Annotated in this window: 16 protein-coding genes; 9 read left to right on the top strand and 7 right to left on the bottom strand. The window is 70.9% G+C overall.

Features of this window, described 5'->3' with window-relative positions; all coding sequences use genetic code 11:
• Positions 1-47: 47 nt before the first annotated feature.
• From AB0M63_RS28970 to AB0M63_RS28960, 3 genes are all read left to right on the top strand, one after another.
• Entirely contained in the window at positions 48-1,751 is a 1,704-nt protein-coding gene (locus AB0M63_RS28970) for a hypothetical protein (protein ID WP_366021501.1), read from the top strand.
• On the top strand, positions 1,748-2,683 hold the full coding sequence (locus AB0M63_RS28965; RefSeq protein ID WP_366021500.1) for an ROK family protein: 936 nt from the start codon (positions 1,748-1,750) through the stop codon (positions 2,681-2,683). Before AB0M63_RS28970 ends, AB0M63_RS28965 begins: the two co-directional genes overlap by 4 nt.
• Positions 2,684-2,757: 74 nt before the next feature.
• The gene (locus AB0M63_RS28960) at positions 2,758-5,619 is read left to right on the top strand and encodes a hypothetical protein (RefSeq protein WP_366021499.1); all 2,862 of its coding nucleotides are present in this window, start codon (positions 2,758-2,760) and stop codon (positions 5,617-5,619) included.
• Between the two features lie 51 nt (positions 5,620-5,670).
• On the opposite strand, the gene AB0M63_RS28955 is transcribed toward AB0M63_RS28960, so the two are convergent.
• The 3 genes from AB0M63_RS28955 to AB0M63_RS28945 form a co-directional block, all read right to left on the bottom strand.
• Positions 5,671-6,522 carry an MHYT domain-containing protein gene (locus AB0M63_RS28955; RefSeq protein ID WP_366021498.1) on the bottom strand — a complete coding sequence of 284 codons (852 nt, stop codon included), beginning with the start codon at positions 6,520-6,522 and terminating at the stop codon, positions 5,671-5,673.
• A gap of 333 nt (positions 6,523-6,855) precedes the next feature.
• Positions 6,856-9,246, bottom strand: a complete 2,391-nt coding sequence (locus AB0M63_RS28950) for an excinuclease ABC subunit UvrA (protein WP_366021497.1) — start codon at positions 9,244-9,246, stop codon at positions 6,856-6,858.
• 258 nt (positions 9,247-9,504) lie between these two features.
• Entirely contained in the window at positions 9,505-12,321 is a 2,817-nt protein-coding gene (locus tag AB0M63_RS28945; protein ID WP_366021496.1) for a BTAD domain-containing putative transcriptional regulator, read from the bottom strand.
• Between the two features lie 380 nt (positions 12,322-12,701).
• On the opposite strand from AB0M63_RS28945, the gene AB0M63_RS28940 reads away from it, so the two are divergent.
• Both AB0M63_RS28940 and pepN read left to right on the top strand, forming a co-directional pair.
• Positions 12,702-13,373, top strand: a complete 672-nt coding sequence (locus tag AB0M63_RS28940; RefSeq protein WP_366021495.1) for a helix-turn-helix domain-containing protein — start codon at positions 12,702-12,704, stop codon at positions 13,371-13,373.
• 283 nt (positions 13,374-13,656) lie between these two features.
• Positions 13,657-16,089: an aminopeptidase N gene (pepN, locus tag AB0M63_RS28935; protein WP_366021494.1), complete on the top strand. Its 2,433-nt coding sequence runs from the start codon at positions 13,657-13,659 to the stop codon at positions 16,087-16,089.
• 1 nt (position 16,090) lies between these two features.
• Here the strand turns inward: pepN and AB0M63_RS28930 are convergent, their stop codons facing one another.
• Both AB0M63_RS28930 and AB0M63_RS28925 read right to left on the bottom strand, forming a co-directional pair.
• Positions 16,091-16,300: a hypothetical protein gene (locus AB0M63_RS28930; RefSeq protein WP_366021493.1), complete on the bottom strand. Its 210-nt coding sequence runs from the start codon at positions 16,298-16,300 to the stop codon at positions 16,091-16,093.
• Positions 16,301-16,345: 45 nt separating this feature from the next.
• A complete protein-coding gene (locus AB0M63_RS28925) occupies positions 16,346-18,499 on the bottom strand; it encodes an MMPL family transporter (protein ID WP_366021492.1) in 2,154 nt (717 codons plus the stop codon).
• Between the two features lie 200 nt (positions 18,500-18,699).
• Between AB0M63_RS28925 and AB0M63_RS28920 the strand changes: the two genes are divergently transcribed.
• The 3 genes from AB0M63_RS28920 (at position 18,700) to AB0M63_RS28910 (ending at position 21,494) form a co-directional block, all read left to right on the top strand.
• Positions 18,700-19,191 (top strand): hypothetical protein, encoded by a 492-nt coding sequence (locus AB0M63_RS28920; protein WP_355914436.1) that lies wholly within the window; start codon positions 18,700-18,702, stop codon positions 19,189-19,191.
• A gap of 91 nt (positions 19,192-19,282) precedes the next feature.
• Complete coding sequence (locus AB0M63_RS28915; protein WP_366021491.1) at positions 19,283-20,467, top strand: acyl-CoA dehydrogenase family protein; 1,185 nt, start codon at positions 19,283-19,285, stop codon at positions 20,465-20,467.
• 100 nt (positions 20,468-20,567) lie between these two features.
• The gene (locus AB0M63_RS28910; RefSeq protein WP_366021490.1) at positions 20,568-21,494 is read left to right on the top strand and encodes an ADP-ribosylglycohydrolase family protein; all 927 of its coding nucleotides are present in this window, start codon (positions 20,568-20,570) and stop codon (positions 21,492-21,494) included.
• 14 nt (positions 21,495-21,508) lie between these two features.
• On the opposite strand, the gene AB0M63_RS28905 is transcribed toward AB0M63_RS28910, so the two are convergent.
• Together AB0M63_RS28905 and AB0M63_RS28900 are read right to left on the bottom strand one after the other, a co-directional pair.
• Positions 21,509-22,915, bottom strand: a complete 1,407-nt coding sequence (locus tag AB0M63_RS28905; RefSeq protein ID WP_366021489.1) for a condensation domain-containing protein — start codon at positions 22,913-22,915, stop codon at positions 21,509-21,511.
• 158 nt (positions 22,916-23,073) lie between these two features.
• A complete protein-coding gene (locus AB0M63_RS28900) occupies positions 23,074-23,616 on the bottom strand; it encodes an FABP family protein (protein WP_366021488.1) in 543 nt (180 codons plus the stop codon).
• Between the two features lie 272 nt (positions 23,617-23,888).
• On the opposite strand from AB0M63_RS28900, the gene AB0M63_RS28895 reads away from it, so the two are divergent.
• Entirely contained in the window at positions 23,889-24,881 is a 993-nt protein-coding gene (locus AB0M63_RS28895; protein WP_366021487.1) for a phospholipase D-like domain-containing protein, read from the top strand.
• The last annotated feature ends 15 nt before the right edge of the window (positions 24,882-24,896 follow it).

Below are 24,896 nucleotides of genomic sequence, written 5' to 3'. Positions count from 1 at the left end.
CCGAGCCGCACCGGAAGAGAAGCACCGACAGAAAGGCCGACCCCGTCATGCGGGCAGTTCGTGGCTACGAAGCCGACCCCTGCCACACCATCACCGGAGAGGTCGGCACCGGATACCGGGACGCGGTCGCCGGCCTCGCTCCCGGGCTGGTCCTCGCCGTGGACGGCCCGGTGGCCGTCGACTGGGAGAGCGTCACCACCGGCATCCGGGACGCGCTGGCCGCCCGCGCCATCACGGCGAAGCAGTTCGACCTGCGCGAGCACTTCGCCCCCTGGCCGGACATCCTCGCCCTCACCGCGTCCGCGGAACTGACGGACGACCCGGACTTCGCCCCGCTGTCCCGGGCGGGCCTCGCCGAGTTCTTCACGGAACTGCCCGAGCCCGAGAGCCCCGCCGACACCGTGACCGTCGTCTTCGGACCGGGAGCGGCCCTGGTGCCGTACGACCGGCTCTGGTACGCGGACCTGCCCAAACGCTACGCCGAGGCGGGGATCACCGGCGGAACTGGCCGCAACCTGGGGCAGCCGGCCGGTACCGGGGCGGGCACCACACGCCGGCTGTTCTACATCGACTGGCCCGTCCTGGACCGGCACCGCGACACCCTGATCACCGACGTCGACCTGTGGCTGGACACCCAGCAGTCCGAGACCCCGGCCTGGCTGGACGGACCCGCCCTGCGCGGTGCCCTCGCAGATCTGGCCGGACGGCCCTTCCGCACCCGACCGACCTTCAACACCACGTCCTGGGGCGGCCATTGGGCCCAGGAACAGCTCGGCCTCAACCGCGCGGCGCCCAACACCGCGCTCGGCTACGAGCTGATCGCGCCGGAGAGCGGCATCCTCGTCGGTACGCCGGACGGACCACGGGTCGAGGTGCCGTTCCAGGCGCTGGTCGCGCTGCATCCCGAGGAGATTCTCGGCGAGGGCGTGCACGCGGTGTTCGGCACCTCGTTCCCGATCCGCTTCGACTATCTCGACACGGTCGGCGGCGGCAACCTGTCCGTCCACTGCCATCCGCAACCGGACTACATGCGGCGGGTGTTCGGGTGGCCCTACACCCAGCACGAGACCTACTACATGATGCTCGGCGGACCCGGCCGCCAGGTCTTCCTGGGCCTGCGCCAGGACGCCGACCTGGCGGCCTTCCGGCGCGAGGCGGACCGGGCGGTCCACGACGGTGTGCCCTTCGACATCGAACGGCACATACAGACCTTCCCCGCCGAGCAGCACCAGCTCTTCCTCATCCCCGGCGGCACCCCGCACGGCAGCGGCGAGGGCAATGTCGTCCTGGAGATCAGCGCGACGCCGTACCTGTACAGCCTTCGCCTCTACGACTGGCTGCGCACCGATCGTGCGGGGAAGCGGCGGCCGGTCCACGTCAGCCACGCGTTCGAGAACCTCGATCCGGCCCGGTCGGGGGAGGCCGTGGCGAGGGATCTGGTCCAGAAGCCGCGGACCCTGCGCACGGGCGACGGCTGGCGCGAGGAGGTCATCGGGCGGCTCCCGGAGATGTTCTTCGAGGTCCGGCGTCTGGAACTGGCGCCGGACACCGTCGTGGACGACGACACGGATCACCGCTTCCACGTGGTCAACGTCGTGGAGGGCGACGGGATCCTCCTGGAGACGAGCGGCGGACACGCCTTCGAACTGGCCTACGCCGAGACCCTGACCGTGCCCGCCTCGGTCGGCGCCTACCGGGTGCGGGCCCTCGGCACGGGACCGGTGCGCTATGTGAAGGCGCTGGTGCGATGAGACCCGGCGACGGGAGCGTCGTCCCGGTGCTGGAGGTCGGCGGTACGCATGTGACCGCGGCGCGGGTGGACCTCACGACGCGCGGCCTCCGGTCCGGCCGGTCGGTCCATGAGCCGCTGGACGGTGACGGCAGCGCCGAGCACATCGTGTCGGCCCTCGTGCGCTGCGCCGCCCAGGTGTCCGGGGCGAGCGCGGAGCCGTGGGCGGTGGCCCTGCCCGGTCCCTTCGACTACGAGCGCGGCATCGGGCGGTACGAAGGGGTCGGCAAGTTCGACGCCCTGCGCGGGTTCGATCTCCGGGCCGCCCTGACGGCGTCGCTGCCCGGTGCCACGGCCGTCAGCTTCTGGAACGACGCGGACGCGTTCGCGCTCGGTGAGTGGTGGGCGGGGGCGGCGCGCGGACACCGCCGCGTCGTCGGGATCACCCTGGGAACCGGGGTGGGCTCCTGCTTCCTGCACGACGGCCGCGTGCTGCGGCACGGACCCGGGGTGGCGCCCGAAGGCCGGGTCCACACTCTGCGGTACGCGGGCGGGCCGCTGGAGGAGACGGTGTCCAGGCGTGCCCTGCGGCGGGCCTACGCGCGGGCCAGCGGTGCCTCGCCGCCCGACGTCCGGGAGATCGCCCGGCTCGCACGGCAGGGGGATCGTGCCGCCGCAGGGGTGTTCGCCGAGACCTTCGGTGCCCTGGGACGGGTGCTGGGGCCGCTGCTCGCGGCCTTCGAACCGACGGTTCTCGTGGTCGGGGGTGCCATCGCGGGCGCCTGGGATCTCGTGTCCGGACCGCTGCGCGCGGGCCTCACCGAGGTCGCGCCCGCCCGCGTCCGGCGCATCGTCATCACCTCGGCGCAGCGACCGGCCGAGGCACCGCTGCTCGGCGCGGCCTACCTCGCCACGGCGTGCGGTGAGCCGCGCGGCCGTACCGCGCCGCTCTGAAACCCCCATCCCCACAAGCCCGTTCAGGAAGAGCGGGTCCCCGGATGAAAGACGAGCAGAAAGGTCACACCGCAGTGGCATCCTCACTTCGTCACCGGAGACGCGTCAGCGTCCTGCTGGCCTCGGCCCTGGTGGCCGTAGGCCTGACAACCCTTCAAGGCGGCTCGACGGCGGCGGCATCCGTACAGCCGTCCGTCGGCGATCCCACCGTGTCCCAAGCCCTGCGCACCGTGGCGCGGTTCAAGGGTGAGTGGGACTCCCCGCCCACCGTCCTGGCCAACGGCGAGACCGTCGACGCCCCGCTGCTGGGCAACGGAGACGTCGGCGTCGCGGTCGGTGGCTCCATCGACGACCAGACCTTCTACCTGGGCAAGAACGACTTCTTCTCCACCGCCACCAACGGCATCGAACCGCTGGGCCGGATCGTGCTCGCCGTCCCGGGCCTGGCCGGCGCCGACCACCACGTCGTACAGAACATCGCGCAAGCGCAGGTCGAGGGCACCTACACACTCGCCGACCAGACGCTCTCGTCCCGGAGTTGGGTCTCGGCCACCCGGAACCTCTTCGTCACCACCCTGCGGCTGTCCGGCTCCCGCACGCAGACCGCGACCGTCACCGTGCAGGACGGCCTCGGGAAGGCCCCCTCAACCTCCGGCGGAAACGGGGTACTTGACGCCGACGTGCAGGCCGGCACCACCGACGCGCCGGGCAACCCCCACACTCGTATAGCGACGAGCGTGCGCGGTACGGCCGCGAGACCGTCGGGCAACCGGATCAGCCTGACCCTCAAGCCGGGTGTGACCTACACCCTCGCGGCGGCGATCCAGAGCAGCCATGACACTCCGCGCTACCGGTCCGTCGCGCACACGATGGCCTCCTCGGTGAGCGACAGCTCCCTGGCGAAGCTGTACGCGGCCCACGAGGCCTGGTGGCGTGCGTACTGGTCCCGTTCGTTCGTGCAGATCCCCGATCAGGCCGTGGAGAAGAGCTGGTACGGCTCCCTCTACCTGCTCGGCTCGGTCTCGCGCGCCGGGAAGTACGCCCCGGGCCTGTGGGGCAACTGGACCACCGGAGCGATGAACTGGTTCGGCGACTACCACGCCAACTACAACTACGAAGCGGCGTTCTACCCGACCCTGTCCACCAACCACGTGGCCCAGATGGGCAATTACGACGACCCGATCCTGGACTGGATGCCGAGGGGCAGGGCGAAGGCGGCGGCAGCCGGATATCAGGGGGTGCTCTACCCGGTGGGCATCTCGCCCAACGGCACCAGCGCCGCCGACGACCTGTACAACCAGAAGTCCGACGCCGTGAACTTCGCCAGCGACATGGTCATGAAGTACGAGTACACCCGCAGCGCCGCCTACGCCCGCAAGGTCCTCCCCTATCTCCAGCAGGTCGGCCTCTTCTGGCAGGACTACCTGACCTGGGACGCGGCCACGGGCACCTACACCATCGAGAACGACGCCCCGCAGGAGGGCGGCGTGTACCCGCAGACCAACAGCATCCTGTCCCTGGGCCTGGTGCACCTGCTGTTCCAGGGCCTGATCGACATGAGCGAGGACCTGCACATCAACGGCTCGCTCCTCCCCGCCTGGCGGCACATCGACAGCCACCTCGCACCGCTGCCCACGATGACGAGGAACGGCCAGACCGTCTTCCGGCAGACCTCCGAAGGCTCGGGCTGGGTCAGCGACGGCAACGACGTCGCCGTCCAGGCCGTCTACCCCGGCCTCCAGGTCGGTCTGAACAGCCCCGCCGACCTGCTCCGGACCGCACGGAACACCGTGGAGCAGCTCGACAACTGGCACAGCGACAACTCCCCGGCCACCCTGTACGCGGCCGCGGCGATGGTCGGCTACAACCCCAGCACGCTGATGGAGGAGTTGCACGCCGAGGCCACCGCCTACTCGTACCCGAACATGGCGGTGCACCACTACGGCGGCGGCATCGAGAACCTCAACGTCACCACCTCGGGGCTCGACGAGATGCTCCTCCAGTCCGCCCAGCACGACATCAAGGTCTTCCCCAACTGGCCGGCCGACTCCAACGCCAAGTTCGGCGGTCTGCTCGCCTACGGCAACGCCCTGGTCTCCAGCAGCATCCGGGACAACGCCGTCGAATACGTCCGGATCACCAGCCGGTCCGGCGGGCGGCTCACGGTCACCAACCCCTGGCCCGGCAAGCCCATGGAGTACTACGCGAACGGCGTCCACAAGGGAACGCTCGCGGGCACCACCGTCAAGCTGGACACCTCGGTCGGCGAGACGATCGACCTCGCCCCGGCCGGTACCGAACTGGCCGCCATTCACCGCGAGTTGACCCAACCGGCCAAGTCCGCGGCAACCGCTTCCCTCGCCACGGGCTTCGAGGCCGGACAGCCCGGGCCGACCTGGACCGACACGGTCGACACCGTCGACGCCAAGGGCGGCGGCAACTACGGGATCACCGGCCTGTGTTGCGGACTCGCGGGTCCCCAGGCAACCTTGCGCACCGGCGAACAGGCCCACACCGGCGACACGTCGCTGATGTATTCGGGCTACGCCAACGGTGGTTCGTACGACCACGCGTACATGCAGGTCTACGGCTTCAACGGCGCGCCGCTCACCGTCCGCGACGGCACGACGCTGAGCTACTGGATCTTCCCGCAGTCCGCCGCGACCACGCCGTGGGTGTCCGCCGGTTCCGACGACAGCACCTGTGTCGCCGTCGATCTGATCTTCACCGACGGCAGTGACCTGCGGGACTCGGGCGCCGGTCTCCATCCGGCCGACCAGTGCGGCCACCTCAAGCTCGACACGTGGAACCACGTCACCGTGGACCTCGGCGCGGTCAAGGCGGGGCAGGCGGTCGGCAAGATCCTCGTCGGCTACGACCGTCCGGGCGCCACGGGCGGCTATCGCGGCTACGTCGACGACCTGACCATCGGCTGACTCCGTGCGGACGGCCGGTGCACCGACACCGGCCGTCCCCTCGGAGTCGGTTCACCAGGAGGTATGGGTGTGCGACGGCTGGGCCGGCTGCTGCGCCGGGAACACGGAGTCGCCGCCGAACAGCGGGGCGGGCCCGGACTCGGACGCCTGCTCCTCGTTCTCGGCGAGCAGCATGTCGGGGTCGAACATGACGATCACGGCGGCGACCAGGAGCACGAGGAGCGGGCCGGCGAGCATGACCAGGAGGAACGCGACCAGATCGGCGGAGGACTGCCCGGACGCGGCCGCGTGGGACAGGTGGACGGAGACCGCGGCCATGCCGGTGTAATGCATACCGGTCACGGCCACGCCCATCACCAGGCTCGCGCCGAGGCTCGCCCACAGCGCGTGGATGGAGACCGCGGCCCACAGGGCGGCGGTGGCGGCGGCCACTGCGATCACGATGGAGAGAAGCACCGTCAGGGCGTTGTAATGGAGGGTGCCGTTCGTCCGGATGGCGGCCATCCCGAGGTAGTGCATGGCCGCCACGCCGAGCCCGGTGATCGCGCCCGCGACGCCCAGGTTCAGCGGGGATCCGCCCCGGTAGCCCACGAGGAACACGCCTACGGCGACCACCGCGATCGCCACGGCGAGACTGAGCAGCGTCTTCGTCGTGTCGTAACTGACCAGCGCTCCCTGGACGCTGAAGCCGATCATCGCGATGAAGTGCATGGTCCAAATGCCGCAGCCGATCGACACGGCACCCATCGCCAGCCAGCGGGCTCTGTGCTGCGGACGGCGCAGCGAACGGGTCGTGCACCGCAGCCCCAGGGCCGCTCCCAGACATGCCATCAGATAGGCGGCGACCGGGGTCACGGCGCCGTAGTAGAAGTCGGAGACGTTGGCGGAGGCGGAGGCGGTCATCCAGGGGTCCCTTCACGTACCTGACGGCAGGCGGCACCGCGGTCGCGGTGTGCCGGCACGGTGACGTGGAGCACGCTCCCGCCCCTGCCGCACGTTCGTACCGGCTCGGCCGGGCGGCCAGGTACGAGCGCGCGGACATCCTGCTGAGGAGCGACAGGACACGGGGAACCGAACGGTCGAGTTCAAGCCACCAGGCCGAGTTGCGCATGATTCAAGCACGCCATGCACACATTTCCCACACAACCTGGAAGGGTGTTAGCCGAATCGATACTTCTCCCCCAGTGCCCACAAAGCCCACCACTGTGGGGAGTTGGGTATCGGACGGCGGGACTCTCAGGCGCGGACGTACGCCGCCAGGTGCTCGCCGGTGAGGGTGGAGCGGTCGGCGACCAGGTCGGCCGGGGTGCCCTCGAAGACGATCTTTCCGCCGTCGTGTCCGGCGCCGGGGCCGAGGTCGATGATCCAGTCGGCGTGGGCCATGACCGCCTGGTGGTGTTCGACGACGATGACGGACTTGCCGGAGTCGACGAGCCGGTCGAGCAGACCGAGCAACTGCTCGACGTCGGCGAGGTGGAGGCCGGCGGTGGGTTCGTCGAGGACGTAGACGCCGCCCTTCTCCGACATGTGGGTGGCCAGCTTGAGGCGCTGGCGTTCGCCGCCGGAGAGGGTGGTGAGCGGCTGGCCGAGGCTGAGGTAGCCCAGGCCCACGTCCACGAGCCGGGTCAGGATCCGGTGCGCGGCCGGGGTGGCCGCCTCGCCCGCGCCGAAGAACTCCTCGGCCTCGGTCACCGACATCGCGAGCACCTCGCTGATGTCCCGCCCGCCGAAGCGGTACTCCAGCACCGACGCGTCGAACCGCTTCCCCTCGCAGTCCTCACACGTGGTGGCCACGCCGGCCATCATCCCCAGGTCGGTGTAGATGACCCCGGCGCCGTTGCAAGTGGGGCAGGCGCCCTCGGAGTTGGCGCTGAACAGGGCCGGCCTCACGCCGTTGGCCTTGGCGAACGCCTTGCGGATCGGTTCGAGGAGTCCGGTGTACGTCGCCGGGTTGCTGCGGCGCGAGCCGCGGATGGCGCCCTGGTCGACCGACACCACGTTCTCGCCGGCCGGGATCGAGCCGTGCACCAGCGAGCTCTTGCCGGAGCCCGCGACACCGGTGACGACGGCGAGGACGCCGAGCGGGATGTCGACATCGACGTCCTGGAGGTTGTTGGTCGCGGCGCCGCGGATCTCCAGGGTGCCCGTGGGCTTGCGCGTCCACTCCTTGAGGGAGGCCCGGTCGTCGAAGTGCCGGCCGGTGATGGTGCCGCCGGTGCGCAGTCCCTCGACGGTGCCCTCGAAGCAGACGGTGCCGCCCGCCGTACCGGCCCCCGGACCGAGGTCGACGACGTGGTCGGCGATCGCGATGGTCTCCGGCTTGTGCTCCACGACGAGCACGGTGTTGCCCTTGTCGCGCAGGCGCAGCAGCAGGTCGTTCATGCGCTGGATGTCGTGCGGGTGCAGCCCGATGGTCGGCTCGTCGAAGACGTACGTCACGTCGGTGAGGGAGGACCCGAGGTGGCGGATCATCTTGACGCGCTGTGCCTCGCCGCCGGACAGCGTGCCCGCCGGCCGGTTGAGCGAGAGATAGCCGAGACCGATCTCGACGAACGAGTCGAGAGCCTGCAGCAAAGCGGTGAGCAGGGGCGCGACCGACGGCTCGTCGAGTCCGCGGACCCACTCGGCGAGGTCGCTGATCTGCATCGCGCAGGCGTCGGCGATGCTGATCCGCTTGATCTTCGAGGACCGGGCGCCTTCGTTGAGGCGCGTGCCGTCGCAGTCGGGACAGGTGGTGAAGGTGACGGCCCGGTCCACGAACTCCCGGATGTGCGGCTGCATTCCCTCCCGGTCCTTGGCGAGCATCGACTTCTGGATGCGCGGGATAAGACCTTCGTAGGTCATGTTGATTCCCGCGATCTTCATCCTGGTCGGCTCGCGGTGGAGGAAGTCCTGGAGTTCCTTCTTCGTGAACTTCCGGATCGGCTTGTCAGGGTCGAAGAAACCCGACTCGATGTAGAGCCGGGAGTTCCAGCCGCCGCCCGTGTAGCCGGGGACGGTGATCGCGCCCTCCGCGAGGGACTTCGAGTCGTCGTAGAGCTGGGTGAGGTCGAGGTCGGTGACCGAGCCGCGGCCCTCGCAGCGCGGGCACATGCCGCCGGTGATGCTGAAACTGCGGCGCTCCTTGACCTTCTGTCCGCCGCGCTCCATGGTGACCGCGCCCGCGCCGCTGATCGAGGCGACGTTGAAGGAGAACGCCTTGGGCGAGCCGAGGTGCGGCTTCCCGAGCCGGCTGAAGAGGATGCGCAGCATGGCGTTGGCGTCGGTGGCGGTGCCGACCGTGGAGCGGGGGTCGGCGCCCAGCCGCTGCTGGTCGACGATGATCGCGGTGGTCAGCCCGTCGAGGACGTCGACCTCGGGGCGCGCCAGCGTCGGCATGAAGCCCTGCACGAAGGCGCTGTAGGTCTCGTTGATCAGCCGCTGCGACTCCGCGGCGATCGTGTCGAACACGAGCGAGCTCTTGCCCGAGCCGGAGACACCGGTGAACACCGTGAGCCGACGCTTGGGGATCTCGATGCTGACGTCCTTGAGATTGTTCTCGCGCGCCCCGTGCACGCGGATCAGGTCGTGGCTGTCGGCAGCGTGCGGCGCGGACTCCCGCGTATCCGTCCTCGTGGCCATGCTCATCGTGCCTTCCCTCCGTTTGCGCCAGGCCGCCGAGAGTCGCTCGACGGACATCGCCTGGCTCGATCCAACCAACCTTCGAGCGGTACGTCCGCTTCCGGCGCCGGTACGCGGCGACGTCCACGGCAGCCACGCTAGGGGCGGCGGGCGTACTCGCGCTTCTCGAATACTGACGGGTCCGGAAACCGGAATCAGTCCGGGGCGGGTCGACGCGCAGGCGGATGCCGTCGATCAGCGCCCCCCGGATCCGAACCCGCTACCTCAACGGCCGTTCCCGATGCGGTGTTGGAGGTCGATGCGGAGGGGATCGTCGTCGGGCAGGCCGAGTTCGGTGGTGAGGGCGAGGGCGCTGGTCCAGGTCTCGTGGGCGGCCTCGGGCTGTCCTGCGCTGTGGTGGCTGTCGCCGAGGCAGCGCAGGCAGGTGGCCTCGCTGTGGCGTTCGCCGGTGGCGTGGAAGAGCCGGGCCGCCTGCCGGTAGCGGTCCACCGCCTGTTGGTAGCGGCCCAGTTGGTGGTGGATGTAGCCCAGGCTGTCGGAGATGTGGGCCTGTCCGTCCACGTCCCCGGCCGCGCGGGCGAGTTCGAGGGCCTGTTCGCAGTGGGCCAGCGCGCGGAGATGGTCGCCGCACTTCGCCTGCCGCCACCCGATGTGATTGAGCGCGGCGGCCTGTCCTGCCGGGTCGCCCGCCGCACGGTAGTGCTCCAGACTCCGGTAGGCGTGTTCCAGAGCTAGCTCGTCACTGCCCTGGGTCGCCGACATCCGCGAGAGATGCTGGTGGGTCCGGGCCTGCCCGGCTTCGCTGCCCACCGCGGCGAAGAGTTCGAGGGCCCGCAGATAGTGCTCGCGGGCCGGCTCCGGACACTTCAACCGGTCCAGGGCCAGCCCCAGACCGCGGTGGGCGCCGGCCCGGCCGGCCGGGGCGCCGTCCCGCTCGGCCGCCACGAGTGCGCCGCGCGCGGCGGTCAGCAGCGCCTGCCAGTACCCGTGCCGGTCCAGGAAGGTGGTCAGCACGGTGACCAGCCGCCACACATGGCCGTCGTAGCCGGGGGGCGGCTGCCGCACGATCTCCAGCAGTACCGGGTGTTCGGCGAGGAGCCAGGCCATCGCCTGTCCGTAGTCCTCGGGTTGTACGGCGTTCGCGCCCGGTCTGGGCGCGTTCACCGCCACCGGATTGGGCTGCGGGGTCACCAGGATGTCGGCCGCCCGCGCCGAGTGCAGGTAGTGGTCCATCATCCGGTGCAGCGCGGCGCGGCGGTCCCACTCGTCGTCGTACGCGGTCACGAGTTCTCCGGCGTACACCCGCAGCAGGTCGTGGTAGGTGTAGCGGCCCGGGGCGTGCTCGACCAGCAGGTGCCCGCCGGTGAGTTCGGCCAGCAGTCCGCGGACGCGCTCCGGTTCCACTCCGGCAAGGGCGGCCGCCGCGCGCTGGTCCAGGTCCGGCCCCGGGTGCAGGGCCAGCAGTCTGAACAGTCGGGCGGCGGGCCGGCTGAGCGCGCTGTAGGACCAGGAGAACACCGCCCGTACCTGGCTGGCCTCGTCGCCGCCGTCCAGCGCGTCCAACCGGCCGCCCGTCTCCCGGAGTTGCTCCGCCAGCGTCCCCAGGGGCCGCTGCGGTTGCGCGGCGGCGCGGGCCGACACCACGGCCAGCGCGAGGGGCAGTCCGGCGCACCAGGTGACGAGGTCCGCCACCGCTTCCGGTTCGGCGGCGAGCCGGGCCGCCCCGAGCCGTTCCGCCAGTACGTCGCGTGCGGCGTCCGGCGTCAGCGGGTCCACCGCGAGGAGATGGGCGCCCTCCGTGGCGGCCAGCCCGGTCAGCCGGTTCCGGCTGGTCACCAGGGCCATGCAGCCGACCGACCCGGGCAGCAGCGGGCGGACCTGCTCCTCGTCGCGGGCGTTGTCCAGGACGACCATCATCCGTCGTCCCGTCAGGAGACTCCGGTACAGGCCGACCTGAGCCTCCAGTCCCGGCGGTATCCGCTCCGGCCGCACCCCGAGGGCGTCCAGGAACCCTCGTACCGCCTCGGTCGGCGCGACCACCGAACCCTGCGGATCGAAGCCGCGCAGGTTGACGTACAACTGCCCGTCGGGGAACGCGCTCTGCACCCGGCGCGCCCAGTGCACCGCGAGCGCGGTCTTGCCCACCCCCGCCATGCCCGACACCGCCGAGATGACGACGGCGGCGGACTCGCCCTCCGCCGAGGCGAGGATCGTCGCGAGCCGGGCCAGTTCCCCGTCGCGGCCGGTGAACCCCCGTACGGCCATGGGGAGTTGGGCGGGCAGGTCGGTCTGCCGTGGCATCGTCGGCGGCTCGGGGCGTGGGGCCGTGGTGGAGCGGTGGCCGCGCAGGATCGACTGGTGCAACTGGCGCAGGGCGGGTCCGGTGTCCGTGCCCAGTTCCTCCGCCAGCCGTTTGCGTACGGCGGCGTAGCAGTCCAGGGCCTCGGCGCTGCGGCCGGTCTCGTGCAGGGCTCGCATCAGGGCCTCGGTCAGGGGTTCGGCGAGCGGGTACTCGCCGAGCAGGCGGGTCAACGGGCCGATGAGGGAGGCGGGTTCGCCGTGGCGCAGTTCCGCCCTGGCCCAGCCGACGGCGGCGTCCTGGTGCTGCCGCCGCCAGGCCTCGCGCATCCGGGCCGCCCACTCCCCGTGCAGACCGGACAGCGGCTCCCCGCGCCACAGGTCGAGTGCCTCGCGCAGCAGCCGCGCCCGCGCCGGCTCGGTCGGCCCCGCCGCGCGCGCCTGGTCGACCAGCTGCCGGAAGCGGTTGACGTCCACCTGGTCCGGGCGGGCCTCCAGGAGGTAACCGCCCGAACGGCGCACGAGTAATAAGGGATTCCGCGCGGTCGTGGCGGCCTGCTCGCACACCCGCCGGATCCGGGCGACATGGGCGTGCACCGCGCCGCGCGCGCCGTCCGGCACCCGCGCTCCCCAGACCCGCTCGATGACCACGTCGACCGCGACGGGCCGGCCGACGTCCACGGCCAGGGCCGCCATCACGGTACGGCGCTGGGGCGGGCCCACCTCCACCACGCGGCCCGCCACCGACAGTTCGACAGGTCCGAGCAACTGCACGTCCACCATGGTGTTCGCCTCCCCCTAGGGCCTGTTGCGAGAGTCCCGCCTGCCCGGCGACGCCCGGCCCGCCCTCCGGGCGGACGACGGGACTTTCGCAACAGGCCCTAGACGAAGCGTCCTCCTTTTTTCGCGGACATGTGTGCGAAGCGACAAGCCTTCGACAAGGTTTCCCGCCACACACCGGTGCGAGTCTGCTGGGGAGCGGACGGGCGCTGACCGCGTCCCGTCCGGGCACGACGGCAGGGCCGTCGCCTGGCGGCTGCGCGACAGGCAAAACGGGGGCGAGACGTGTGATCACACAGGGAGTGATGGCACCTGGGACGCGGGTGCCGACGCGGCGGCCGGAAGCCTTACCGGCCACCTCGGGGAACGCGGGCGGAAGGAGTGTGCTGGAGGGCGCCTTCGCACTGCTGGAGGCGGTGGAGCGGGCCGTGGAGGCCGGCCCGACGAGGCTGGCGGCCGACTGCGGGCTGCCCAAGACGACGGCGTACCGGCTGCTGGAACAACTGGCGGACCTCGGTGCGGTCGAGCGGAGCGGGGGCAGTTACCGGGTCGGCCCGCGGATGTTCCGCCTCGGGCGCGCCTGGCAGCCGCATCCCCGGCTGCGCTCCGCCGCGCGCGAACCGATGCGGCGGCTGGCTCAGCTCACGGGTACGACGGTGGGGCTCGCCGTGCTGTGGAAGGGCGAGACGCTGATGGTGGACTGGTGTCCCGACGACGCCCTGCGCCCCGATCCGCTGCAGACCCGTATGACCTGGCCGTGGTTCACGGCGGCGGGCAAGGTACTGGTGGCCATGACCGCTCCGGCACCGCTGCTCGGCCCGCTTCCCGCGTCCTGGGCGCGGGAAGCGGCGGCGATACGGGAGCGGGGTGCCGCCTACGACCGTGAGGAAGTGGTCACCGGGGTGTGCTGTGCGGCCGTTCCGCTGCTCGGAGCGCGCGGCATCCCCGTGGCGGCCCTGTGCGTCCTCACCGACCCCGCCCACCACCTGGAACGCCTCGCGGAAACCGCCCGCCGCACCGGCCGGGTGATCGGCGCGGGGTTGCGGGGGCGGTGAAGGCCGGGGCCGCCGTGCGGACGGACGCTCGGGCGGGGTCGAGCATCACCCGCACCGGCGGCCCCATCCACGAGGACGCCGGGCGCTCGGGCAGGAGGCGAGCGCCCGGCGGAGCGTCGCGGGTGCGGCCGACCGGGAACGCCTCGCCCCGCCCGATCCCCCTGTCGCCCTCGGCCCAACTCCCCCGATCCTCCTATGCCTACGGCGAAGCGCCGTGAAAACCTCGCGCTCCCCGTCGATCTCCGTCGTACGCTGACGGCCGCTGTCTGCCGAGGGAGGACGCATGGGGATCCGAAGCCTGACCCGTATCGAGGCCGAGCGCCGGGCCGAGTTGATCGCGGTCGAGCGGTGCGACGTGGACGTGGATCTGACCGCGCTGCCGGACGGGCCGGAGGTGCGCTGTGTCTCCACGGTGACGTTCACCTGTCGCGAGCCGGGCGCGGAGACCTTCGTGGACTGTGCGGCACGGGTGCTGAGCGCCACGCTGAACGGTGTCGCCCTCGCCCCCGCCGAGGACGGGCGGATCCCGCTCACCGGCCTCGCCGAGCACAATGTGCTGCGCGTGGAGAGCGTCCAGGCCGACACCACCTCGGGCGAGGGTGTGCACAAGGCGACGGACCCCGCCGACGGCGAGGTCTACGTGTGGATGAGCTTCGAACCGGACGAGGCCCGCTTCGTGTGGGCCTGCTTCGACCAGCCCGACCTCAAGGCCCCGCACGCCTTCACCGTCACAGCCCCGTCCGCCTGGACCGTCACCAGCAACTCCGGCGACGCGCACGTCGAAGAGCTGGGCGCGGCCCGCCGCTGGACCTTCCCGGACACCCCGCCCCTGTCCGTCTACAACACGGTCATCAACGCGGGCCCCTTCCACGAAGTACGGCGTGAGGCGGACGGCCACAACTTGGGCCTGTACGCCCGCCGTTCGCTCGCCCAGGTCCTCGATCGGGACGCCGACGAGATCTTCACCCTCACCGCCCAAGGCCTCGCCTTCTACGCCGAGGCCTTCGCCATGCCGTTCCCGCAGCGCCGCTACGACCAGGTGTTCATGCCCGAGTTCGGCGGGGCGATGGAGAACTACGGCTGTGTGACCTGGTCGGACGCCTTTCTTCGGCGGGCCGCGCCCACTCCGGCCGAACACGGGCTGCTGGCACGGGTGTTGCTGCACGAGATGGCGCACATGTGGTTCGGCAACATCGTCACCATGCGCTGGTGGGACGACCTGTGGCTGAACGAGGCGTTCGCGGAGTTCGCCTGCCACTGGGCCGCCGAGCGCGCCACCCGGCACACCGACGCGTGGGCCGGCCATCTGATGATCGGCAAGATCAGCGCGTACCTGTCCGACCAGGGCCCCGCCTCACACCCGATCCACCAGCCCATCCACGACGTCGCCCGGGCCGCGTCGATCTTCGACAACATCACCTACCCCAAGGGCGCGTCCGTCCTCCAGCAGCTCAAGACGTACGTCGGCGAAGAGCACTTCAGGACCGGCATGGCCGCCTACTTCGCCCGCCACGCGTGGAGCAACACCACCCTCCAGGACCTGATCGATGCCCTGGCCGAGGCCAGCGGCCGTGACCTGGACACCTGGCGCACGGCCTGGCTGGCGACAGCGGGCACCGACCGCTTCTCGCTGGAGCGCGACGGCGACTCCGTCACGCTGGTGGCCGCCGCGACTCCGCGTCCGCAGGTGCTGGCGGTGGGCGCGTACGGCTGGAACGGCGACGCGCTGGAACGGCGGGCGCTGGTCCGGGTCGAGGTGACGGAGACCCGGACCCCGGTGCCCGAACTCCCGGCGGCGGACGTCCTGTTGATCAACGACGACGATCTGACTTTCGCCACCACCCGCCCGGACCCCACCACCAGGGACGCACTCTTCCGTACGGCGGCTCGGTTGCCCACGGCGATCTCCCGGGGCGTGGCCGCCGCCACCGTGTGGGACATGCTGACGACCGGCGAGGCCACGGCGGCGGAGGCCGGCCGATGTCTCACCGAGGTACTGGCGGCCGAGACGTCCGACGCGGTGATCGAGCCGTATCTGACCCTCGCCGCGAACATCGCGGAACTGTGGGCGCCGGCCGGCGAGCGTGTCGCACTGTCGGCGGGGGTGGCGTCGGCGTGTCGGCGCCTCGCCGGGGACCCCGGTCGCCGTCAGGTCGCGCTGCGCGGGCTGGCCCGTACCGCGACGACCGCCGACGATCTCGCCTGGCTGCGCGAACAGGCCGGTGACGACGTGGACCTGCGCTGGCGTGCGCTGGTCCGCGAGGCCGAACTGGGCGGGGACATCACGGCGGAGACCGATCTCCTGCTCGCCCGCGACCCGGACCCCGACGCCTGGACCCGCGCGCTCACCGTACGGGCCGCGCTGCCCGACGCCGCGACGAAGGCGGAGGTCTGGCAGCGGATGGTCGTGGACCGCACGGTGCCGATCAACTCGGTCGGCCTGGTGGCGACGGCCTTCTGGCGTCCCGGCCAGGACGCGCTTCTCGCTCCGTACGCCCAGCGCTACTTGGAGGCGATCCCGAAGCTGCACCAGGGGGGCATGATCCTGGCGATGAGTTACACGAACCGCCTCTTCCCGCTGCACGCCATCGATACCGCCTACATCGATCAGGCCCGGGAGGCGGCGCGGGAGGCGGTCCCGGTGGTCCGCACCACGCTGCTGGAACGCTCGGACGAGGTGAGCCGGATGCTCCGGGCGCGGGCCGAACAGGCCTGACCTACGCCGTCGTTGTCGTTCGGCGTCCCGACAGGGCCGGCCAGTCGGGCTGGGCGGGGAGTTCGGTGGCGGTGGGTTCCAGCAGCCGGTTGCGGGCGGGCTGACTCACCGCCGTCCCCACCTGGTGGACGCGCAGGTCGCTGACGGGGTGGGCCACGGTCACCGCGAAGGCGACGGCGGCCCGTTCGGCGAGGAGCCGGGAGCGCAGCATCACGGATTCCCGGAGCCGGATCTCCGTCTTCCGCTTCGGCCGGGCTCAGTCGGCCGGTGACGCAGGCACGGGCGCGGGCGCGGGCCGTTCGGGGTGCGGAGTGGACGGCTGTACGCGCAGCGGGCGGGCCGCCCAGCGGGGCAGGTGCCAGTTCCAGCCGCCGAACAGGGAGACGAGGGAGGGGACGAGGAGCATCCGCACGATGGTCGCGTCCAGGAGGATGCCGATGCCGAGGCCGGTCGCGAGGGTCTTGAGGTCGGTGCCCGGTCCCGAGGCGAGTGCGGCGAAGGCGAGGAAGAGGATGAGTGCGGCGCTGGTGACGAGGCGGCCGGTGCGGCCGATGCCCTCGACGACGGCGTCGTCGGTCGAGCGTCCGCCGTCGTACTCCTCCCGGATGCGGGACAGGATGAACACCTCGTAGTCCATGGACAGTCCGAACAGGAACGCGAAGACCATGATCGGGATCCAGAACGTGACGGCGCCCGTGGCGGCGATGCCGAAGACCGCGTTGGAGCCGTGACCGTCCTGCCAGAAGATCACCATCAGGCCCAGGGTCGCCGCCAGCGAGATCAGGTTGAGCAGTACCGCCTTCAGCGGCAGCAGCAGCGAGCGGAAGGCGCGGACCAGCAGGATGTACGTCAACAGGGCGATGATCGTGAGCATCAGCGGGAAGTTGCCGTATACGGCGTGCAGAAAGTCGATCTGGGCCGCGCCGACACCGGCGACGCCGATGGCCCCGGGCAGATGCCCGGTGACGGACTTGACCCTTCTGACCACGTCGACGCTCTTCGAGTTCACCGTCTCGTTGTCGGGGATGACGACGACGATGCTCTGTCCGCCCCGTTGGCCCGCGGGCCCGGTCGGCACGAACACACTGCTCACGCCGTCGACCTTGACCAGCTCGGCGGCGATGGGTTTCGCGCGGTCGGTGGAGACCAGGACCTCCATCGGGGTCAGCGCGCCGGTCGGGACGCCGCCGCGCTCCAGGGTCTGCAGGGTCTCGTAGGCCGGGCCGTTCTTGGCCAGCGACGCCGAGGACGCCAGGCCGATCTTGATGCCGAGGAAGACGCCCGTCAGGGCCAGCAGGGCGGCCAGCGCGACGCCGGCCGCGATCCAGCGGCGCCGTACGACGGCGGCGGTCCAGCGGATCCAGAAGCGGCTCGCCCGGTTCTCGTGCCGGATCTTCGGCCAGTCGACCTTGGGCCCGATGCCGCCCAGGATCGCGGGGGTGAGGGTGAGCGTCGTCAGCACACTCGCGAGCGGGATGAGCGCGCCGCCGTACCCCATGCTGCGCAGGAACGGGACCGGCAGGACAACCAGCGAGAGCAGGCCGATGGCCACCGTGACGCCGCTGAACACCACCGCGTGCCCGGCGTGCTGCATCGCGACCACGACCGCCTCATGGTTGTCCCGGCCGCGGTCGCGCTCCTCGCGCCAGCGGGTGACGAACAGCAGTGAGTAGTCGATGGCCACACCCAGGCCGATCAGGGCGACCAGGAACTGCACGATGAACGACACGTCGGTCACATAGGTGAGCGGCAGCAGCATCACGAAGGTCGCGAGGATCGACACGGCGGCGACGACCAGCGGCAGCAGCGCCAGGAAGGAGGCGAACACGAAGGCGAGGACGGCCAGCGCGCCGAGGGCGCCGAGGAGCGTCTCGCCCAGCACGCCGGGCCCGCCGCCGTCGTCGCCGCCGGAGGCCAGCGTGTCCTCGCCCGTCACTCCGACCGTCGCGCCCGCCGGCATGGCCTTCTCGGCCGCCGCCCTGATCGGACCGGTCAGCAGTGTCTGGCTGGGGGACGGGTTGAACCGGTAGAAGACCAGCGCATAGGCGCTGCGGTCGTCCTTGGTCCGGAACGCCTTGTCACCAGTGTTCGCCTCGTCGATCACCCGCAGACCCGGAACCGCCGTACCGACAGCCGCGAACCCGCGCGCCACGTCCGTCTCGTGACCGGTGACCGTCTGCCCGGCCGGCAGGGTGACCGAGACGAGATACGGATTCGTGTCGCCGCCGCTGCCGAAGGCATGCTCGATCTTGTGCGCGGTCACGGTGCCGGGCTGGCCCGGCAAGGAGAAGTCGATGGTCAGCCGGTCCGTGGTCCGGCCGGCCAGCAGAATGCCGGCGACCAGCACCAGACCCCAGAACGCCACGACCACCTTGCGGTGCCGCAGAACGAATTCGGCCCACCGTCCCATGCCGGACCTTCCCCACGTCGTAGGTTGCACGAGCCTAGCCCGCCGCCCCTTCCCCCGCTATCGGGGCGATGCATCCGATTTGCCGGGATACGGAAGCGTGGAATCCGCGCTCGCGCCCCTCGGAAGGTGGCCGGGAAACGGCGGGTATTAGCCTGTCGGCACCGGATCGTCACCGGACATCCGAGAACGGAGCAGCCGAGGTGAACGACGCACCCAAGGCCGATATACGCCAGGGGGCAGAGGCTCCTGCTCCGACACCGGAAGTACTGGAGCGGATCCGCCGGCACCGGCGCAACACGCTGGAGCTGCTCACCGTCTGCGCCGTGGGTCTCGTCCCCTGGACTGTCCTGCTGGCGTTCACGCTGCCGTCCGGCTACGAGGTCCACCAGTGGCGGCTGACCTGGGTCGGGTTCGACGTGCTGCTCGTGGTCGCGATGGCGTCCACCGCGCTGCTGGGCTGGCGGCGGCACCGCGCCGTCATCGTGGCGGCGCTCGCGACTGCGGTGCTGCTGATCTGTGACGCGTGGTTCGACGTGTCGCTCGCCTTCGGCACCTCGGACGTGTGGTTCGCGGCGGCGCTCGCGGTCTTCGCCGAACTGCCGCTGGCGTTCTACCTCATACACCGGGTGCTGGGGATGATCTCCCTCGTACAGTGGCCGTCGGCGCCGCCGACCACGGGCGGCGACGCATAGCCGCTCCCCCAACACCCCTGTCCGAGCACGGGCGTTGACACTGCGGGCGATCCGCGTAACGGTGAGGGCCCGTCGTGCCCGGAGGTCGTCCATGGCTCCGTCCGCAGCGCCACCGTCCGATGCCGGCCTCGTCGAACGCGTACGGGCGTTGCAACCCCTCCTCCGGGAGCAGGCGTTACGGACCGAGCAGGAGCGGCGGGTGACGGCCGAGGTGGTGTCCGCGCTTTCGGACGCCGGGGTCTACCGAATGAACGTGCCCCGCCGGTACGGCGGTTACCAGAGTCGGCTGAGCACTCAGGTGGACGTGCTGGGCGAGATCGCCGCCGGGTGCGGTTCCACCGGTTTCATGGCGCTGATCCAGGCCGGGTGTTCCTATGTCGCCGCGCTCTTCCCGGACGAGGCACAGGACGAGATCTTCACCGGTCCCGATGCGCGCGTCGGCGGCACGCTCATCCCGGATGCCGTCGCGGTGGCGGCGGACGGCGGGTATGTCGTCAACGGCACCTCGGCCTTCGCCACCGGCTGTCAGAACGCCGACTGGCATCTGTTGACGGTCCGGGTCGAGTCCGCCGGCGTCCCGCCCGAGGTGCTGTGGACCGCCGTGCCGATGTCCGACCTGGAGATCCTGGACGACTGGTTCGTCTCGGGGCTGGCCGGCAGCGGGAGCAACAGCGTCGTCGCACGGGACGTGTTCGTACCCGCGCACCGCGTCCTGCCCGTCGGGCCGTTGCTGGGCGGCGACTTCCCCTCCAAGGCCAACGCCGGCGACCCCTTCTACCGGATGCCGGTCCTGATGCTGTTCTGCGCCTGGACGGCACCGAACGCGCTGGGCCTGGCCCGGGCGGCGCTCGCGGAGTTCACCGAGCGGATCCACCGGCGGGGCATCACCTACACCTTCCACGAGCGGCAGTTCGAGGCGGGCGTCACCCATCTCCAGGTCGCCGAAGCCGCGTTGAAGATCTCCTGCGCGGAACTGCTGACCGCCGAGTTCGTCGCGCGGATCGAGTCGGCGGCCGAGCACGACACGCCGTACACGCAGGAGGAACGCGCCAAGATCCGCGCACAGAGCGGCTATACGACCCGGCTGTGCAAGGAGGCCGTGGACCTCGTCGCGTCCGCGTCGGGCGCGTCCTCATTGCACCGGGACGTCCCCGTCCAGCGGGCGGTACGCGATCTGCACGCACTCAGCCTGCACTCCTTCGTCAACCCCACCACCAACCTGGAGCTGTACGGCCGGGTGCTCTCCGGACTCGACGCGGGTACGCCGTTCCTCTGACCGGGAGGGGCGAACGAGAAGCACCGATTATGTGGCTTCTCTGTGCGAGCACATTGCCTACGATGTGCCTCACCAGCCGATCATCGACAGGAGCCCCACCGTGAACAGCCCGCGCCAAGCCCACGCCTCTCTCGACGGCCTGGTGATGGGCGACGCGTTCGGTGACGGGTGGTTCACCCGGTCCGACGAGTCCGCCGAAGAGCTGTGGGCCGCGCGGGAGTTGCGCCCCGCGCCGTGGTTGTGGACGGACGACTCGGCGATGGCGTTCGTGCTGTTCGCGCATCTGGTGGCTCATGGTGAGGTGCGACCCGACGGACTGGCGCGGGAGTTCGCCGCCGAGTACGCGCGGGATCCTGGGCGCAAGTACGGCCCGTCGATGCACAGTGTGCTGCGCCGCGTCGGTGACGGTGAGGACTGGCAATCGGTCACCACGGGGCAGTTCGGCGGGCAGGGGTCCTACGGCAACGGGGCCGCGATGCGGGTCGCCCCGTTGGGGGCGTGGTTCCGGGACGATCTCGCGGCCGCCGCCGAACAGGCCCGGCTCTCCGCGCTGACCACCCACGCCCACCCGGAGGCCGTCGCGGGCGCGGTGGCCGTGGCGGTCGCCACCGCGCTGGCGGCCGCCGGCGCCGGTCAAGAGGCCCTGCCGCGCGCCGAGTTCCTCCGCGAGGTCGCCGCGCACGTACCGGACAGCGATGTCCGCTCCGGGCTGCTGGTCGCCGCGAACTTCTCCGGGCGGACGTCGGTGCGGCACGCGGCGTCCGTGCTGGGCTCGGGAATCCTGATCTCGGCTCCGGACACCGTGCCCTTCGCCCTGTGGTCCGCCGCCGGTCGACCGGACGACCTGGCCGAGGCGTTGTGGCAGACCGTCGCCGGGTGGGGCGACCGCGACACCACCTGCGCGATCGTGGGCGGTGTCGTCGCGGCCCGTACCGGCACGGCCGGCCTCCCGTCCGCCTGGTGGGAGGCCCGGGAGGCGATCCCCGCCTGGAGCGGCTGGGATCCACGCGTGCGGGCCGGGCACTGATGCGCGGCGGCCCTCTATGACATGGGAGCCGCCACCGACAAGGCCCCCCGGGCCACCGCGACGAGCCGCTCCCGCACCAGCTCCATGCACAGCCGCATGTTCTTGTCCGCGATGTCGTTGTCCGGGAGGCGGCAGGCGAACTGCAGCCCCTCGTGGACCCTGGTCACCCATGCGCACACCTGGTCGCCGTAGGACACCCGGATCAGTCCGTACGCCTTCAGCTCCTGCCAGCGCTCCGAACCGGGCAGGGCACGCGAGTCGACGTACGAGACGATCGAGTACAGGTCGGGGGACGTGGGCCGGAAGTCGGCGCCGAGCAGGCGCAGTACGCGGGCGATGGGCATACGGGCCAGCGGGCGGTTCTCGCGGAGGGTGGCGCGGACCATGCGCAGGGCGTGGTCGAAGTCGGTGGCGTGCTGGACGGGGATCTCGATCGGCGCGCCGCCCACGTACCAGCCGACCGAGTCGGCCCAGCGGGACTTGGCCCGGGTGTGGAAGGGAACGACGGTGCGGTACACGTCGAGGCCGCTGACCTCGCGGGCGGCGAGGGCGACGGCCGCCAGGATGCCGACGAGGCTTCCGCCGTAGGGGCGGCAGTGCGCCTCGAAGGCCGCCGCGTCCGTGTCGTCGACGAGCATCTCCTGGAGGAACTTCTGGGTGGGCAGCGGTCCTTCGGGGTCGAGGCCGAGGTCGACGGGGAAGTTCGGCAGCTTGCCGTCGCAGCGGGCGATGAACTCGCGCCAGCGGGCCACGACGGTGTGCGTGTCGTCGATCTGGTCGGCGTCCGTGCGTTCACCCGCGCAGAAGTCGATGTAGCTGGCGACGGGTTCGGACTCGACCGCCTTCCCGGCGAGGCCGGCCGCGTACAACTCGTGGACTTCGCCCGCGATGCGGTGGAGCGAGTAGGCGTCCACGTTGCTGTGGTCGAACGCCAGATACACGCTCGTGCCGTCGTCGCGGACGACCGCGGCGAAAAGGAAGTTGGGCCAGGTGAGCGCGTCTGCCGTCACATCGAAACGGTCCTGCAGATACCGGGTCAGCGTCACCGCGTCCGCGAACTCCCCGACGTCCTCCCGGTGCAGGGCGACCGCGTCGGCGTCCAGGGTGAAGCGCCGCATCTCGTCACCGGCCCACCGGAAGCCGCTGCGCAGGGTCTCGTGCCGGAGCATCCAGGCCCGCAACGCGCCCTGGAGCACGTCGAGTTCGATGCGTCCCGGCATGTCGAAGGCGGTGCCCAGCCAGGTCGGCACGAACAGTCCGTCCTCGCGTACCGAACGGGCCGTACGGATGTGGGACTCCTGCACGTACGCCGGTGGCCGCGCGTCGTCCGGGAGGGCCCGCGCGCTCCCCACGGCCGCAGGGTGCAGCGTCCATTCGACGAGTCGTCCGGGCCGGATCTCGCACCGCTGAAGGTCGGTCATGCGCACAGGGCTCTCCGTTCGCCTGCCCACGGGAGGCCGCCGGGCACCACTGTCGATCCACGCCTCCATGCCGCTCGGGCACCGGTCACTGCATGAGGAGATCAACGAGGGGATAATCGGAAAGCAACGCTGTGAACAGGCTTGCTGATCAGTCCACTTCAGTCCCTGCGTCGCAAGCGCGCCGAAAGATGGTGCTGGAGCGGCTGTCCCACCGCCTCCAGGTCGTGTTCGAAGGTGAGCAGGCCGTCGCCGCTCAACGCGTATCGGCGGCTGCTGGCGGTGACCTTCTTGGCGGTGGGGGCGAGGGCCACCTCGTGGGTGGAGAGGTCGACCGTGCCGCCGGTGGCGCGGCCCACGAGGATCTCCGCGATGCCGGTCGGCTGGGTGATCAGTGCCTCCACGCGGCCTTCGGGCTGGAGTCTCCACCAGCCACTCTCGCGGGCCGCCGGGCGCAGCGGCGCGCCGTCGGCGTCGAGGAGCCAGGCGCGGGCCTCGTAGTGCAGGAAGGGACGGCCGTCGTGGCTGAAGGTCACGTCCTGGGCGTAGGCGAAGTCCCCGTCGAGGGTGGGGTATTCGCCCTCGCCCCGGCCGTGCCAGTGGCCGAGAAGGGCCAGTACCGGTTCGAGCAGCGGGTGCGGTGCGGGTTTCCCGTCCGGTCCGTGGGCGTCGGGGTACGGGGGCTTCGTTGCGGGGTCGGACACGGAGTGCGCTCCTGTGGTCGATGCGGGTGCCGGGTCGCAGCCTAGAGGGGCGCGCCCGCGCTCGCCGAACTCCGCGGACTACGAAGTCTTTGCGAACACGCGGGGACTCCATGAACCGCCCCCCACCTGCGCGGAGTCCCCTTTGTCCACTCCGACTCGGCGCAGGTAATCCCGAGTTCACCGGACTGCCCTTCCTCAGCGTTCTACGCGCGTGGTGTCATGCCCACGCTCACCACCCCCCACGTGGGCATCAACTCGACTAGGAGTCACGCATGTTGAGGACGTTTCTCGGCCGGGCCGGCGTCACCCTGGTGGCCGGCGCCGCCGTCTTCGTCACCGCCGTCCCCGCGAACGCGGCGACCTACACCGCGTTCGCCTTCTCGCAGAGCAGCAGCGAACCGACGATCTACGACTTCATCAACTCGGCCACCTCCTCCCTCGACATGACGATGTACGAGCTGGAGGACACCACCGCCGTCAACGACCTCGTCGCCCTGGAGAAGAAGGGCGTCACCGTGCGGGTGGTCCTGGACCGCGCGCACCAGTCCGCCAACAGCTCGGCGTACACGGCGCTGACGAACGCGGGCGTGGGCGTGGTGTGGTCGCCGTCCAGCTTCGTCTACACGCACCAGAAGACGATCACCGTGGACGGCACCAAGTCCCTTGTCCTGACCGGCAATCTGACCTCGCAGTACTACGCGACCGGCCGGGACTACGGCGTCTTCACCGACGACACCCGTGATGTCGCCGCGATCGAGAAGGTGTTCAACGCGGACTACGCCGGCACCTCGATCACCCCGACCGACGGCGACCATCTGCTCTGGTCCCCCACCGACTCCCGCAGCCGGCTGCTGACCGTGATCAACGCGGCCACCAAGACGCTGGACGTCGAGGAGCTGGAGTTCAGCGACAGCACGGTGGTCAACGCGATCGTGGCCAGGGCGAAGGCGGGCGTGACCGTACGGGTGGTGCTGGAGACTCCGTCGAGCTACTCCAGCGAGGTGTCCGCGGTCAAGGCGGCCGGCGGCACGGTCGTCGGGTACTCCGACCCGAACGGCTTCTACATCCACGCCAAGGCCATGGTCGCCGACTACGGGCTGTCCACCCAGGAGGTGGAGGCGGGTTCGATGAACATCAGCAGCAACTCGCTCTCCAACAACCGGGAGTTGGGCATCATCCTCACCGGTACGGGTGTGGCCCAGTCCGTCGCCACCACCATCGAGACCACCTTCAAGAGCGACTACGCGGGCGGCACGGCCGCGTAGGACACGGCCTGCTCC

Origin of the sequence: Streptomyces sp. NPDC051576, from assembly GCF_040681835.1 — a bacterium.
GTDB lineage: Bacteria > Actinomycetota > Actinomycetes > Streptomycetales > Streptomycetaceae > Streptomyces.
Note: the sequence above shows the minus strand (reverse complement) of the source record. Positions and strands in the feature narration are given on the sequence as shown.